A 15,732-nucleotide genomic window follows, 5' to 3' on the forward strand; every position below is an offset into this window, starting at 1 on the left:
CCGCTCTTGAGTTTATGTGTCAGGTCACAATTTCTGCAAGCAGAAATCAAGACCTGACACAACGGCGTAAGGGTTATTCAACAAGCCTCAAGTTGTGGGGCACCCGTGTACCCTGGCGGGACAAGACGGTGGGGTACCCAAGTTTAACCTACCGTTGTGTGGGGCAGATGAGGACATCTGCCGCCCACGAAGCGCATTTACAGGACCTGCCGGAACTGGCCGCAGGGAGTGTCGAAACCTCTCCGCTATGCGGAGACCCTGACGGGCAGGGGATTTCGACCTACCGTTGTGTGGGGCAGGTGAGGACATCTGCCGCCCACGAATCAGGTCACAATTTCTGCAAGCAGAAATCAAGACCTGACACAACAGCGTAGTTAGGTTGTGACGTCGGAAGATTGAGGTGTTGAACGTGCTTTTGCCGGGGCGCGAAGTCTGGCGGCGATGTCGGCGTTTTGCGGGTCGGTGATGTCGAAGCGGGCGTGATGTCGCGCCGTAAGCGAGACAGCATCGGTGGGGCACGATTCGATACAGATGCCGCAGGCGAAGCAGTCCGGGATGGTTTTGTCTTTCTTGAGGATGGCATCCATGACGGTCGATGGGCAGGCGGCGTTGCAGGCCTGGCAGGCGGTGCATTTGGTGTAGTCGACTTTGATATTGAAAATAGCCAGTTTCTCAAAAAACCATGATACCAGTCCGAACGGACAGGCAAAGTGGCACCACGGGCGGTAGACGAACAGCGCGGCGACCAGCACGATAGCGACGAAAATGATGCCGGCGGCGGTCATGGCGGTGGGGTTGAAGATTTTGAACGGGTCGATAGCGCCTATAAAATCAAACGCCCACAAAACGCCAATCAGAGTAAACGCCACGAAGACCGTGATGCGCACGCCGTTGGAGAGCCAGAAGGGTGGTTTGTATTGTTTGATGATGCCTTTGCGGTCGACTTTGTTTCGACCGAGTCGGAAGAGGAAATCCTGAAGCAGCCCGAATTGACATCCCCACGAGCAGATAAATTTGTTGGCGAGCACAACTGTCAGCAGGAAAATTCCCAGGGCGACTATACGGGGCCAGAACACGGTTTCGTGGGCGGCGATAAGATAGACAGCATCTTTGACCGTGCCCATCGGGCTGGGGTCCGAGCCGAGCACGATGCCGAAGATGACGAAGCCCGAGGCGAGCAGGATTTTTCGTTTGCGCGGGGTGAGTTTTCTTTTCAACATCAGCACGAACGGGATCGGCAGGACAATAAACCACATCAGGAATTTTATGAAGATCTTCATCCAGTTCTTGGATTGTTCTTCGGAGTATTTGATCATCATTTTGCCGATCGCGGCGGCGGCTTGTTCGGTGGTCAGGTTGAGTTCGGTCAGTGTTGTTGTGGCGGCGTGGGTGCTGTCGATTTTGAGCGCCATGAGAACGGGCTTGAGGGGGATATTGTTCGCTTTAGCAATGGCTGCCGGGGAGGAATCGGGGGAGTCGATTATGATTTGGTGTGTTTCGATCTTTTCGGGTTTGTCTCCCCAGAGGTTTACGGATAGGGTGGAGAAAAGTACTGCGGCAGCTATGATGCCGATTGCGGTCAGATAAGGTTTTGTTTTCAATGTCGGTTCCGGTTGTGTGGTTTCACTTATTGGGTTAAACCGGTGACGGCGGGAAATTGTTCAAAAAATTGGGGGGGTTATTGCACGCATATTAGTCCTCCCGCTTAGCTAACAATCTCTTTTTCAACAAACCGGCTATCTTGGAGCACCTTGTATCAGGATGCTCGGCAATCAATCTGGTATATAGCTCGATTTCCTCGTCTTCAGTCATTTCGCGTGTCACTGACCATAACCGACTCTTTACATACCCAGAGTTGGGGAATTTTGACAACATCTCACGATTTAAGACTCGTATGTCATGGGAGCCACCTCTCATCCCTTCCCAAACACTTTTAGAATATACTCTAGAGAGATAGTAACATTTTTCAGTGAAAGGACTGTTTGGGTATTCACTCTCGATTTGTCCGAATATCTGAGACGACCGGTCGGTATCGTTTTTTGACCAGCCACGACTAGCCTGCTCAATCTTCCTTAGGACTTCTTCCTCCTGCCCGTGTGGCGCAACGATACTGAATGTCAATACGTTAGAAAGTTCACTTTCAAACTCAATCACTACAGAATAGGTTCCCTCCGGGATAAACGGAAACCGGTTAGGTAGCACAACGTAGCCAGTGTTCAATTCCATCGATCTAAATAGTTCTAGGAGATTAAAACTGTCATAATCCGATTCACCAGCGTCCAGCAAAAGGTCGCCGGGACCTCCCGCAAAGGAGAATTTCAAGCCAGTGTGTTTCATTTGTTTGCCATCGCTGTCAGTTAACAAAATGTGAAACTGGCGATGATTGGGCGCACTTACTCCGTAGGTTCTTATCGTATCCAATGCAATATTTGTTAGAGTAACATCAAGCCACACTGGCTCATAAAGTACATATTCCTGTTTGTCCAAGGCGATCTCAATCTCCCATTTGTTGTCGGATGCGTAAGTGGTGGAGAATGACAGAAGCGTTGCTAAGAGAAGTATCAATGACTTTCGGATTGTCGAAACCTCTCCCCTGAGACGGGAGACCCGCACTGGCCCGCCATTGGGCGAATTGGGAAACACGGGGTTTCGACCTATCAGGACGGTATCATGTGTTTCAGGCATTTCATCCTCCCGCGTTTTAGTCTTATCTGCCATAAAGACGGATGCGGGGAGGGGTTTGTCAAGTGCGGGGTGTTGCCGGGCTACTCGTCTTCCTCGACTGGTTTGCCAGACGCGACTCCGCCACAGCGGCCTAACGTGCGCGCGAATGGATCGAAACACCTGAAAGCTACCAAGGGTACGATGCCGAACTCGGGACGAAAGGCATGAACGTTCACATCCTTCATGAGGATATACCAGAGCGACGTGGTCTCGGTGGCTTCCGGTGATCTCCTGGAATCGTCACCTAATGGCGCAAAGTCCAAGAGATAACCTTCAATTCGCTGCGGCGCCGGCACCCAGTGGTTGTGCTCGAATATCAGCGCATCTCTAAATGTACCCGGAGTTGGGGCAGCAGATAACCTTGGTTCAGGGTCGTATGTGAGGGGCATGCACAAGCGAATGTTGCGCCACCGGTTGTCATCCGGACCGGATGTCTGAGGATTCCAACAGACTATTTTGAGCAACTGGCCCGTGTTCGCATCTATATAGACTTGGCTGTTCCAATCGTCTGGCCCGAATAAGTTGGTGTCGGAACTGTTTCGTTTCATTTTGATGTCCTGAAACTCCACGAGCCACGCCGCACGGCCATTTATCAGCCGATGGAGGTGGGGTGATAGTGTATCCTGCATAACCTGCGAGCGCTGTGCAGCTAGTACTTTGTCAGACGAAAAGCCTCTGGTATCTGCAAAGCCGGTGTAGGCGAGGGCCATCGCGATAGCCGAATCGGCGTCGGGCACCGGGCCGGGCTGGGCTTTGGCAGCAGAGAAGCAGAGCAGGCACAGAATTATCGAAATATATAGTCGCTGATGGAGCATTGTTATCCTCCCGCATAAATCTATCTGCCATAAAGACGGTTAAATTGAGGCGTTTGTCAATCAGTGAAGATGTCGGGTTTCCGGATTGTCGAAACCTCTCCGCTACGCGGCGACTCTAACGAGCAGGGGTTTCGACCTACATTTGTTTGAGATAGACCTTATTGCGGGCAAATATAGTCTTGTTTTTTTATTGGTTGGGATCCCACAGTCCCGCCAAAGGCGGGATGGCGCACCCGGAGTTGGTTCTTTCGAGGCGGAGAGGGGACAAGGAGGCAAAAAATCGGTCTACTTGACTTATATTGTGGAAAAGCGTACATTTCCGCCGCAAGTTGGCCTGCCGGGGCGATTTAGCTATTGCCGGCAGGTGCCGATATTTAATTAAACGGCAGACAGTTAGAGAGGAGTTAGTGCCAGCATATTCAGACCTTAAGCGAACTCACACCTGTGGTGAATTGAGGCTTTCAGATGCTGACCGAAAGGTTAAGCTCAATGGCTGGGTTAACAGCTACCGCAATCTGGGCGGCGTTCTTTTCATAGACCTCCGCGACAGATACGGTTTGACACAGATCGTTATCGATCCCGAAAAAATAGATAAAAAGATGCTGGCCGAGGCCGAACGGGTGCGGCACGAATTTGTCGTCAGCGCAGCCGGCACAGTGGCCCCTCGCCCTGAAGGCAGTCGTAATCCGAATATGGCGACCGGCGAAATAGAGGTCCGGGTGGATCAGTTCCATATCCTGTCCGAATCAATGACGCCGCCATTCGAGATCACCGATGAAACGAGCGCGAAAGAGCTATTGCGGTTGGAGTATCGTTATCTGGACCTGAGGCGCAAGCCGCTTCAGGAGAAAATCCGTAAACGTCACGAAATCGCCCTGGCGGTGCGTAATTATTTGAGTGGACAGGGCTTTTATGAAATCGAGACGCCGCTTTTGATAAGATCGACACCGGAAGGAGCGCGCGATTATGTGGTGCCGAGCCGGGTATCGAAAGGGAAGTTCTACGCTCTGCCGCAGTCGCCGCAGTTGTTCAAGCAGATTTTGATGATGTCGGGGTTCGACAAGTATTTTCAACTGGCGCGTTGTCTTCGCGATGAAGACCTTCGCTCGGACCGTCAGCCGGAACATACGCAAATAGACGTAGAGATGTCGTATGTCACGCCGGAGGATGTGTTCGCGGTGGTCGAAGGTTTGATGAAGTATCTGTACAAAGAGACGCTCAATGTTGATATCGAGACGCCGTTCCCGAGGTTCACGTACGAAGAGGTGATGAATCGCTGGGGAATAGACAAGCCCGACCTTCGGTTCGGCATGGAATTGATTGACCTGTCCGATGAGGTCCGCGATTGTGATTTCAAGGTTTTCGCCGACAATGTCAAGGCCGGCGGGGTCGTTAAAGGCGTGGTGCTCAAGGGTGGCGGGTCGTACTCACGCAAGCAGATCGATGAGTTGACGGAACTGGCCAAATCGCATGGAGCGGGTGGACTGGCGTATATCCTGAGAGCGGCCGATGGCGACAAGTCGCCGATTTTGAAATTTATCGGTGAAGCCGTCAAAGAAAAGCTGCTCAAGAAGGCATCGGTCGAGGCCGGCGACGCCCTGTTTATCGTCTCCGACAAAAAGTACAAGACCGAGAGCATTCTGGGGCAGATTCGTCTTCACCTCGGACGTACGCACGGTCTGGTGGACGCGAATAAATGGAAACTTCTGTGGGTGACGCAGTTCCCGCTGTTTGAATTTGATCCGGATTCGAAGACGTTTATGGCGATGCACAATATCGTGTCGCACCCGATGGAAGAGGATTTGCCGCTGATCGAGGAAGGATTCTCCAGTTCGGTCGATGGCTCCGATCCGAATCATCCGTGGCGCAGGGCGAGGGCACAGCAGTATGATCTCGTCATCAACGGCTGGGAGATAGCGTCGGGCGGACAACGAATCAACCGCCGGGAACTTCAGGAGAAGATCCTGAGTATTCTCGGTATCGATGCCGAGCGGGCCGACAAGATGTTCGGATTTCTTCTGAGGGCGCTTCAGTATGGCGCTCCGCCTCACGCGGGCATAGCGGCAGGATTGGACAGGCTGGTGTCGCTGATGACGGGTACGGATACTATCAGGGACGTTATCGCGTTTCCGAAGACGACCAATGCCATGTCGCTCATGGACGGGTCGCCATCGGAAATCGACAGCGCGCAGCTCGAAGAGCTCGGCTTGTCGCTTAAGAATACCGGCAAAGAGTAACAGGGTGGATATGGGCGTGGATGTGAACGAGAAACAGGTTCGGAATTTTGTGGTGGAGGGAATCGACCAGCGGTTGTTGTTCGGTCAGAACGATGTGTTCCTGCGCTTGATAGAAGCGCACATCCCGGCCAAGATAGTGGCGCGCGGCGACCGGATTGTGGTGGAAGGGTCGCAACGCGATGTAGATATGGTGATTCGTCTATTGAACGATTTTCTCACGCGGGTAAAGCAGGGAGATTACTTGACAGAGCAATATGTTCACTACGCGATAGGGATGGTCAAGGAGAACGGGTACGGTCCGGCGGAGTATATCGGCACCGAGCAGTTGCTGACCAATTCGCTGAAGAAGGTGATAAAGCCGAAGACGATCGGGCAGTCGAAGTATGTTGAGGCGGTGGAGAAGAACGACATTGTTTTTTCGATAGGTCCGGCGGGGACAGGCAAGACCTACCTGGCGGTGGCGATGGCGGTGGCGGAGTTGAAAGCCAAGAAAGTAAACCGGATCGTGTTCACGCGTCCGGCGGTGGAGGCCGGTGAGTCGCTCGGGTTTTTACCGGGGGATATTCGCGCCAAGGTTGATCCTTATCTTCGTCCTGTCTATGATGCTTTGTATGATATGCTTCAGGCGGACAAAATTCGCAAGCTGCTTGAGTTGGGCGTTATCGAGATAGCTCCTCTGGCGTTTATGAGAGGGCGGACGCTCAACGAGGCGTTTGTGGTACTCGATGAGGCGCAGAATACGACCAGTCCGCAGATGAAGATGTTTCTGACGCGTATCGGGGAGAAATCGAAGGCTATTATCACCGGGGATATAACGCAGATTGACCTCAATGATCGCCGCAATTCGGGGCTGGTTAAGGTGCAGAAGATACTTGCGGGGATCGACGGAATAAGTTTTGTTTATTTGACGGAGAAGGACGTTATCCGGCATCATCTGGTTCAGAAGATTATCAAGGCATACGAGAAGTCCGAGAAATCCAGAAGAAAGGATTAAGGCGAAAGGGAATTTCGCCCTATGTTTTCATTTTTAGTAAAAATCAAGCGGCGCATAAAGAAGCTTCTCAAAGTTCAGAGTGAGACGCGTCAGCGCCCGCAATCATCATTTCATTCGCGCACATTGAAGTTTCTTCTTCTGATCCTTGTGTCGCTATTGGTGGCGACGATCTATCCGGGTCGGTCGCTGTTTGATCCGCTGGATATGCCTCGCCGCGGGGAGATCGCGCTCGAGGATGTTATCGCTCCGTTCGAGATCACGGTCATGAAGACCGACCGTGAGGTGAGCGACGAGATTGAGGATACTAAGCTGGCGATTCCCTTTGTGATAGACTACGATTCGACCATAGTCAAGAACGCCTATACCGGGCTGGATCGATTTTTCCGGCTGGTGGATTCATTGAAGAAGAACGTGTCGGGAGCCGATACGGCGGTATCGCGTGTCCGGCTCGAGACAGTGGCGAAGCGATTTCCGCTGATGAGTGAGTCGGCCATAACGGAATCATTCAGGCGCAACACCCTGGCTGCGGTAGCAAGTCGTCTGAAGAATATTTTCGATACCACGATCTATCGCATTGGCGTGTTGCCGGATGGTTACTCGCTGCCGGAATCGCGCAACAAAAATGTGGTTATCCGCCGCGGCGATCGCCAGAATATGTACTCCCGCGACCGTCTGTACAGCGTTGAGGATGCGATATTGCGCCTTTTGACGGCGCTGAGCAAGATCGATGTCACGGATTCGATCGACGTGGAGTATCATTTCCAGGTGGGGCGGAATTTCATTCAGCCGAACCTCCGGATCAACATGGCCGAATACAACCGTCGGGTTGATGAAGCGCTGGCGTCGATATCGCGCGTTAAAGAAGTTGTCGAGAAGAACGATATCATACTGCGCAGCGGTCAACGAATCAACGCGCGTCAGGAGAGAGTGCTTCGCGAAATGGCCCGGATGCTTCGCACCCAGGAATCGGATCAGCCCTGGGCGGCCTCGGTGCTTCCGGCGCTGGCTCGACTGCTTCTGGTGCTGGCCGCGTTCTCGGTGCTTTATCTGTTTTTGTATTATTTCCGACGTGACGTTTTCAAATCCAACGCCAAGCTGCTGGCGCTGTTTATGGTGTTCGGTCTTCAGTTGTTTCTTATTTACTTGATCGGTACGCTCACCGAGGCATCGATTTACTTGTATCCCGTGGCGCTTCTGCCGATTCTGGTGACAATTCTGTTCGACGCCGAGATAGGCATTTTATCGACGGTGGTGCTGGCGCTGCTTCTGGGGATAATGCACAGGTTCGATTTCACTTTGACCTTCATGACTATATCAGTCGGTACGGTGGCCAGTCTTACTTCGGGCCGGGTGCGCAAGCGGACGCAGTTTTTCCGCATCATGTATTCGGTGGCGTTTACTTTCGCGGCCTATTCGGCGCTGGTGGAGACGCTGAAGCTGGTGCCGAACACGGACCTGCTTGTGGAGGTGGGTTATGGCGTGGTCAACGGTATCGTGACCTCGCTTCTGGCCATCGGGATCCTTCCCTTCTTCGAGTCACTCTTCGGTTTTACGACCGACATCACGCTCTTGGAGTTGTCGGACCCGAACCATCCTTTGCTCAAACGTCTGGCCCTCGAAGCTCCGGGGACATATCATCACTCGATAATTGTCGGGAATCTCTGCGAAGCGGCGGCCACGGCCATAGGCGCCAATCCGCTTCTGGCGAGGGTAGGCGCGTATTTTCACGATATTGGCAAGATTGAAATTCCGGAATACTTTGTGGAAAACCAGTTGAGTGTGAAGTCCAAGCACGACGAACTGACGCCATCGATGTCGTCGATCATTCTATCGTCGCACGTGAAGATGGGTCGTCAGCTCGGCGAGGAAGCGGGCATACCCGATGATGTGCTGAATTTCATCGAGGAACATCATGGTACGATGGTGCAGTCTTATTTCTACAATCGGGCGAGGGAGCAGGGGGCGAATGAGGCGGTGGTGGATAAGTTCCGTTATCCCGGTCCGAAGCCGCAGACGCGGGAGACCGGTATCGCCATGCTGGCCGATGCTATTGAGGCGGCCAGTAGGACGCTGGATGATCCGAAGCCGGCTCGCATAAACAATTTGATTCAGCGGATAATTAACGAACGGTTTCAGTCGGGAGAATTGGACCAGTGCCCGCTGACTCTTCGCGACCTGGCCCGTATCAAGGAGGCGTTCGCCCAGGTGCTTATCGGCGCGTTCCATCACCGAGTGGTCTATCCCAAGAAGGAAAAGACGGACGAAGAGTGAAACTCCATATTTACAAAGAAACCGGGGGAAGGCTGCCGGTCAAACGGCTCGAAAAGATGTTCGACAAGCTGAGCGCCGAGGAGAAGAAGCCGGGGTGGCAGGGTAACGTGAATCTGGTGATAATCGACGATGACCGGATGCGCGAGTTGAACAAGCGATTCAGAAAGATTGATAAGACGACGGACGTTCTATCGTTCAATATCGACACTCCGGATTGCGAGGAGAGCCTGCTGGGCGAAGTGTATGTGTCGGCGCCGACGGCCGCAAGGCAGGCCAGGGATAATAACGTAACGCCGGCGGAAGAAATAGTGCGGCTCAGTTGTCACGGGTTTCTTCATCTATTCGGATACGACCATGTCAAGAAAAAGGATGCCGAGCAGATGAAGTCGCTGGAAGATTACTTCGTGGAATTTTCAGGGAGATAGGTCGTGTTTGATTTCATCAGCATTCTCATTATAGTAGCGGCCTATGTTTCGGGTTATGTCGTCTCGCTGTACGCGTCGGCGGTATATATCGATCCTGACGAGATCGAGACCCTGTTTCCATCGGCGTCGCCATCTCAGCGGGCGTTTCTGACGATGCTGGCGGGTGACCCCAGGTCGCTGATGCAGGTCAGCGAGACATACAAGTCGTTCGCCTTGCTCGTGATATCGGCTCTTTCGCTGGGGATTTTTTCAAGTGTTTCCGAGACGCTCAAGATATCGCGTTTTGCGGCCTATCCGGTGGGTCTGGCAATTGTCTGGATTTTTTATGTCACGATAGTGGAGATTCTCCCCAGACAGTCTTCGCGCAAGGCGATAACCGTGCGGATGCTGAGGCATCTGTGGATGATACGGGCCGTGTACGTGATTTTTACGCCGATGCTGAAGTTCTATCACGTGATAACCAGGAGATGGGCATCTGAAGAAAAAGTGACCGAAGAGGAAAAAGAGGAGATCGTCGAAAGAGCTATTGAAACGGTTGCCGAGCATGCCGGAATCGGAGAGCGGATTGTCGATGAGGAAGAAAAGGCCATGATCGGACAGATATTTCTTCTCGATCAAACGGTTGTGCGCGAGATCATGATACCGCGGATTGACATTATCGGCATCGAGGAAAAGATGAGTTTCAGGGAGATTCGTCGTCTTGTCGCCAGGGACGGACACTCCCGTTATCCGGTCTTCCAGGACACCATAGACAAAATGATCGGCCTTATTTACGTTAAGGATCTTTTCAGCAATCCTCCCGAGGCGGGTGAGAAGTTCGATATCAGCAAGTATCTTCGCAAGCCATACTTCATTCCTGAGACCAAAATTATCGGTGAGCTTTTGAGGGAGTTCAAAGATAAGCGGCAGCACATAGCGCTGGTGGCGGATGAGTACGGGGGAGTTGCCGGGTTGGTTACGCTCGAGGATATTATCGAAGAGATATTCGGTGAGATTCAGGATGAACACGATTCGGAGGACGCTGATTTCGCCGATATGGGGGACGGCCGCTATGTTGTCAGCGCCGGTCTTCTGATGGAAAAGCTTCAGGATTATCTGGATACGGAATATGAGCAGGCCGATTACGATACTGTCGGGGGGTTGATATACGATATCGTCGGTTCGGTCCCTTCGCAGGGACAAAGGATTCGCTGGAACGATTTGGAGTTCGAGGTGGATCGAGTGGAGGGGCAGAGAATCGTTCAGGTTACTGTGAGAAAAAAGAGTCCGACCACCGGCACCTGATCATCTACCCTTGACAGGGATGTTTCTTTCAATTCTATTTTGCAGTTCAAGCTGAGCTTTCTCAGCTTCTTCTTTTGCCTTTTCAGCTTCCCTGGCGGCGTTAAGAGCCTTGGTCTTCGCTATTTCAACTTCGATGACGTGTCTGGCCAGTTCTCGGGCGTGTTTCTGTTCCACCTCGAGTCGTTTGCGGCTCTCCTGCAAAACTCTGTCGCGTGACTCAGAGAGTTCTTGCTCGAGACTGTCGAGCATCTTGTAGAATGATACGAACAGGCCAAGTCCTACCACTACGCAGATTGTGGATATCAGAAAGAGCAGCCGGTGCGCTCTGCCGACCTGGTCAGTGACATCGTAAAAAACCATCATATCGCCTACATCACGGTTCTGCGCATCGATCAACTGGAACACAGAGGTCATGTAGCATCGATCGTTCTGTGTGAAGCGCAGAGGGAGTTGATCGTGGAGACTGTGGTCAATGGAGAGAAAGTCGTTTATTAATGCCGGCTGGACTGACATGGATTTGTCGATAATTACGAAATCTCGGTAATCGTTCCAGGTGTCGTTGCTGTCTACTGTCTTGTGGCGTTCTTCCCACTTCCGGCGGTCCACATAAGCCTTGTTTACGAAGGCGATCACGTTCACGCCCAGTTCGGCGGGAACGCTGCGGGTCATGTACTTGAGTTCTTTGCCAATTTCAAGGTAGGCGAGCAATTTTCCGTCGACGTACCACGGTGACACCATGCGAAGGATAAAGAGTCCGTCGGGATTCAACTCCATGCCGAAGAAGGGAGCGCCTGACTCAGCCGCCTTTTCAAACGTGAATCGCTGGATTCGGTCACCGAAGTGGTGCGGCTGGTGGAGTCTGAGAAAATTGGAGCCGTCGGGGTCGTGAATACTGAAGTGAGTGATATTATGGTTGTGTTTCAACTCATGGAAATAGATGGTCATGAGTTGCGCGAGCCGACCGCGATCTCGTTGCGTGTAGGCATTGCGCAGGGTCTGATTTTCCTGAAGGTACTGCAGGGAGGCGCTCATGACTTCGACGTCATTGTGATGACGGCTTTTGATGACCTTCTTGACGGAAGTGAGATAGTGTCTGATTTCGCCATTGAGGTCGTTGTTGAGAAGACGAAAGGCTCCTGAAATAAATGCGCCGAGAAGGCCGACAATGGCTATTGTCAGTGGAATAAGGATCCGGAGCTTTATCCTCTCGCTGCCCATCTATACCCCGTTGAATTGAGGACACGCCTGTTTTGCTCAGCTTGACTTCGCGGTGTAGCAATCCCCAGTGGTTCTGCCCCGGCCAGATTCCGCGGAGGGAAGTGTGTGTAATAAAAGCACTTCCATAGTATTATATTATCGTCATGAAGACCGGATAACTTGAGCGTTCTGTTGCGGCGCTAAGTTTTTGTTCGGCTGCGCCTTACGCCACTTAGTTGCCGGCGCTGAAGTGGAGGTAACCGAGAACGACCAAGATGAGGGTGAAAAGGATGCCGCAGAGGAATCCTGTGCGGAAGGTATTGTATTTGGATCCAAAGGCGGCGTTGTTCCCGTTTTCAACGAGACTGGCATGGCAATGTTTGCATCGGGTGGCCCCTGCGGCTATGGTCTCCCGGCAGTAGGGGCATTTTTCCAGGCTCTGTGTCAGTGTCATGAGGAGAATATCTGTTGTTGGCAGTGGTGAAATCAAATAAAAAAGGTGCCGCAGGGCACCTTCCTTATCACTTTTTCAAAAAGTCTTCGAGGTCGTAAATTCTAGTCGGCCGGATACTCTACTCTGGCGAACCACTCTATCTCGATATCTTCGAACAGCGAGTCGCGCTTGTTGCAATCGAGGTAGAATTGCCACTCGCCGGGCTCGATTTTATCACCGGCAATCTTTTTGTCGGCGATGGCCGCGAGGCGCCTGAAATCCTCGTAGTGTTCGGTCAACCTCAGCTCGGCATAGTCGCGGGCCGCGAAAGTCGAAATCAAAAACTGCCAGTCAGAGGCTGAAAGAAGCATAAGTTCTCGGGCAAGTTGTTTCAGGACGGATTGAAGCTGGTTGTCATGGTTGTCCGGATGGTCCAGCCACCAACGGGCCAACTCGGTCATTTTTGCTTCACACTCGTAAATATGCTTCCAGGTCCATTCCGTGTGTTCATTCAGCCAGATATAGTGATGATTACCCTGTCCCCAACTGCCTTCGGGAATGCTGATAATTTGCGATGGCCTGCGTTGTTCGAGGTCTTCCGAAAGGAAAGTGAGTTCGATTTTGTCGCTCTTGCACATGTTTTTGATGACCTGTTTTAGAAACCCCGGTCCTTCGAACCACCAGTGCCCGAAAAGTTCGGCGTCGTACGGGGCAACCAGGATGCCTTCTTTGCCATCGGATTCGTAATACGCGGATAGGATTTCTTCGACCTTGCCGCTGAAGTGGGCGGCGTTTTCGGGAATGCGCGCCAAAGCACTCTGATGGTTATACTCGACTTTGTCGGCGAGGTCGGCTTTGGATGATGTCACCGCCCAGTAGCGATGTCCGCCGGGGAAACGCTTCTTGTGAAAATCGACATAGTTGCCGTCGCCCGGATATCCGTGTTCACCCGACCAGACCAGAAGACCGGTTTCCGGATCGCGGGTGAATATGGCGGTCGGCTGTTTGCCTTCGGGAGATGATGATATCAGATACACCTCGCGAGGGGTCTTGTCGAATTGTTCTTCCCGCGGCGTGTAGTATTTCTCGAACTGTCCCCAGAGCAGCTTGAGCGCTTCGAAGCGGTCGATGTAGACGCCGATTGACTTGCCACCCTTGAGAAGGGCCGAATCGATGATAAAGAAGTCCAGGCCATTTTCGGTCAGGAACTCGTCGGCTCCCTTGCGTGAATAGGGCTGCTGGCTGCCGCGGATGGGCACCGGAGGTGTCCAGGCGTAGCGAGGACGATAGGCACACTCGGGCAGCCAGATGCCTCTGGGGTTGCGCCCGAAGTGCTTGCGATAATTTTTCACCGCCATTTTGGTTTGGGCCTGAAGGGATTCATCGCGTGACAGCAGGGGATAGTAACCGTGCGTCGCGCCGCAGGTGATTATTTCGAGGAAACCTTCATCCTGGAGTTTTCGGAACTCGTAGATAATATCCTGGCCAATGTTGTTGAAGTGCTCAAGGTTGAGCCGGTAAAACTTCTCCCACAAGTGGGCGGTGTTGAGCATATTTTTCTGGCCGTACTTGTAGAACTCTTCGGCATCATATTCGGCAGCCTTGATTTTCTGGTTGAGGTATACGATAAACTCTTCCTTGAAGGAGTTGTCGGCCAGCTGTTCGCACAGAACCGGAGAGAGTCCGATAGTCAGTTTGGGCTGATATCCCTGTTCAATGAGTTCGCGAAGCATCCTCTGGATTGGCAAATAAGTCTCGGCGGCCGCTTCGCACAACCAGTCGGTGCCATGAGGCCAACGTCCGTGTGACAGGACGTAGGGCAAATGGCTGTGCAAAACGAAAGCGAAGTATCCTTTTGACATTATTTCTCCCCGATTTCTTCGGCTGCGGACTGGAAGCCGATGGGTTTTGAGGATTTGTCCGGGGCGCCATACATTTTTATTTCGCCGAATTCGCTCTCAAATTTCCTGATATTTTCGGCAAGAGCCTGGTGGAGCATTTTTGCGTGCATGGGTGTCATGATGATGCGAGCGAGAACTTTCGATTTCGGCAGGCGCGGCATGACGCGGGCGAAATCAATAATCATTTCGGTCGGAGAATGCATAATCATGGCAAGGTTAGCGTAAATCCCCTCGGCTTCCTTTTCTCCGAGTTCGATGTTAATCTGTTGTGAATGTTGCGGTTGCTTCATTTTAATACCTATTCCGTTTTATTTTCGTCATTGTCGGGTTAAGACTTGTTTAGGGCATCGCATTTTAATATATTCTTGGCTTAAGTCAAACTATTTATGCGAGTTGAATAACGTTATCGATTTGAAATAATGGACACAATATGCCTTTAACCACCGAGAGAATAGCCACGATTTCCAAGGGGATGGGACAATCCAGGATATTGATTTTGGGAGATGTGATGCTTGACGAATACCTTTTCGGTACAGTCAGCCGCATCTCGCCGGAAGCCCCTGTTCCCGTGGTGGAGATAACATCGGATCGTTATCTGCTCGGCGGGTCGGCCAATGTCGCGGCCAATATCAAGGCGCTCGGTGATGAGCCCGTCTTGATTGGCACCGTTGGGGAGGATGAAGCCTCGGTAAAGCTCAGCCAGTTGTTGAAAGAGAGGCGCATTTCCGGGGACTATGTGGTGAATGATCCTTCGCGTCGGACAACCATGAAGACCAGGGTTATCGCCAACAACCAGCAGGTGGTTCGTACGGACCGCGAGAATATTCACGAGCTTGATAAGGAAATCGAGCGGAAGGTTATCAGTCGCTTTAAATCGGTCGTGGATGAAATCTCGGCGGTTATCATATCGGACTATGGTAAGGGTGTGATTACGCTTTCGCTGCTTCAGCAGGTGATGGATATTTGTTTAGAGAAAAGCATTTTCGTAGCGGTGGACCCGAAAGAGACGCACTTTCACAATTATCGCAAGGTTTCGGTTATAACGCCCAACCATCATGAGGCCGGATTTGCTTACGGCAAGAGAATTCGCAACGAGCAGGATCTTCTCGAGGTAGGCAACGGTCTTTTGAAGAAGCTGGAAGCGAAGTCGATATTGATTACTCGCGGCGCCGATGGTATGTCGATTTTTCGCTCAGGGCAGGAACCGACGCACATCCCGACATTCGCGAGGAAAGTCTACGACGTGACCGGAGCCGGTGATACGGTTATTGCCACCTTCGTGTCGGCCGTTTGTGGCGGCGCCGACCTTGTTGAGGCGGCGGTTGTTGCCAATGCCGGCGCCGGTATAACGGTCGCCGAGGTTGGTACGGCTTCGGTGACAGTCCCTCAACTTATCACGGAGCTTGAACACAATATCCGCAACGGGAATCTTACCAAGGCCACAACATAAG

The 15,732-nt window shown here is 52.1% G+C and carries 14 protein-coding genes; 7 read left to right on the forward strand and 7 right to left on the reverse strand.

The window, feature by feature from the left end; all coding sequences use genetic code 11:
* Positions 1-167: 167 nt before the first annotated feature.
* Positions 168-374, forward strand: a complete 207-nt coding sequence (locus AB1483_11610) for a hypothetical protein (protein ID MEW6413095.1) — start codon at positions 168-170, stop codon at positions 372-374.
* On the opposite strand, the gene AB1483_11615 is transcribed toward AB1483_11610, so the two are convergent.
* The 3 genes from AB1483_11615 to AB1483_11625 all read right to left on the reverse strand — a co-directional run bounded on the left by AB1483_11615 (position 375) and on the right by AB1483_11625 (position 3,539).
* Positions 375-1,601, reverse strand: coding sequence for a 4Fe-4S binding protein (locus AB1483_11615; protein ID MEW6413096.1), 1,227 nt, complete (start codon positions 1,599-1,601; stop codon positions 375-377). It lies immediately after the preceding gene.
* Positions 1,602-1,692: 91 nt separating this feature from the next.
* Positions 1,693-2,685, reverse strand: a complete 993-nt coding sequence (locus AB1483_11620; protein ID MEW6413097.1) for a hypothetical protein — start codon at positions 2,683-2,685, stop codon at positions 1,693-1,695.
* 80 nt (positions 2,686-2,765) lie between these two features.
* Positions 2,766-3,539: a hypothetical protein gene (locus AB1483_11625; GenBank protein MEW6413098.1), complete on the reverse strand. Its 774-nt coding sequence runs from the start codon at positions 3,537-3,539 to the stop codon at positions 2,766-2,768.
* Between the two features lie 407 nt (positions 3,540-3,946).
* On the opposite strand from AB1483_11625, the gene aspS reads away from it, so the two are divergent.
* Genes aspS through AB1483_11650 form a run of 5 tightly spaced genes read left to right on the forward strand, consistent with a single transcriptional unit; the run spans position 3,947 to position 10,750 of the window.
* Positions 3,947-5,776, forward strand: a complete 1,830-nt coding sequence (gene aspS, locus AB1483_11630) for an aspartate--tRNA ligase (protein MEW6413099.1) — start codon at positions 3,947-3,949, stop codon at positions 5,774-5,776.
* Between the two features lie 22 nt (positions 5,777-5,798).
* A complete protein-coding gene (locus AB1483_11635) occupies positions 5,799-6,770 on the forward strand; it encodes a PhoH family protein (GenBank protein ID MEW6413100.1) in 972 nt (323 codons plus the stop codon).
* 21 nt (positions 6,771-6,791) lie between these two features.
* Complete coding sequence (locus tag AB1483_11640; GenBank protein MEW6413101.1) at positions 6,792-9,041, forward strand: HDIG domain-containing metalloprotein; 2,250 nt, start codon at positions 6,792-6,794, stop codon at positions 9,039-9,041.
* A complete protein-coding gene (gene ybeY / locus AB1483_11645; protein ID MEW6413102.1) occupies positions 9,038-9,466 on the forward strand; it encodes an rRNA maturation RNase YbeY in 429 nt (142 codons plus the stop codon). The genes AB1483_11640 and ybeY overlap by 4 nt, the downstream gene beginning before the upstream one ends.
* 3 nt (positions 9,467-9,469) lie before the next feature.
* Complete coding sequence (locus AB1483_11650) at positions 9,470-10,750, forward strand: hemolysin family protein (protein ID MEW6413103.1); 1,281 nt, start codon at positions 9,470-9,472, stop codon at positions 10,748-10,750.
* Here the strand turns inward: AB1483_11650 and AB1483_11655 are convergent, their stop codons facing one another.
* The 4 genes from AB1483_11655 to AB1483_11670 form a co-directional block, all read right to left on the reverse strand.
* On the reverse strand, positions 10,751-11,968 hold the full coding sequence (locus tag AB1483_11655) for a cache domain-containing protein (protein MEW6413104.1): 1,218 nt from the start codon (positions 11,966-11,968) through the stop codon (positions 10,751-10,753).
* A gap of 211 nt (positions 11,969-12,179) precedes the next feature.
* Entirely contained in the window at positions 12,180-12,401 is a 222-nt protein-coding gene (locus tag AB1483_11660; GenBank protein MEW6413105.1) for a hypothetical protein, read from the reverse strand.
* Between the two features lie 101 nt (positions 12,402-12,502).
* Positions 12,503-14,242, reverse strand: coding sequence for a 1,4-alpha-glucan branching protein domain-containing protein (locus tag AB1483_11665; GenBank protein ID MEW6413106.1), 1,740 nt, complete (start codon positions 14,240-14,242; stop codon positions 12,503-12,505).
* Positions 14,242-14,571, reverse strand: coding sequence for a DUF3467 domain-containing protein (locus AB1483_11670; GenBank protein ID MEW6413107.1), 330 nt, complete (start codon positions 14,569-14,571; stop codon positions 14,242-14,244). Before AB1483_11670 ends, AB1483_11665 begins: the two co-directional genes overlap by 1 nt.
* Positions 14,572-14,711: 140 nt before the next feature.
* Between AB1483_11670 and rfaE1 the strand changes: the two genes are divergently transcribed.
* Positions 14,712-15,731 carry a D-glycero-beta-D-manno-heptose-7-phosphate kinase gene (gene rfaE1, locus AB1483_11675; protein ID MEW6413108.1) on the forward strand — a complete coding sequence of 340 codons (1,020 nt, stop codon included), beginning with the start codon at positions 14,712-14,714 and terminating at the stop codon, positions 15,729-15,731.
* Position 15,732 lies beyond the last annotated feature (1 nt).

It is taken from the genome of Candidatus Zixiibacteriota bacterium (genome assembly GCA_040756055.1).
Taxonomy (GTDB): domain Bacteria; phylum Zixibacteria; class MSB-5A5; order GN15; family FEB-12.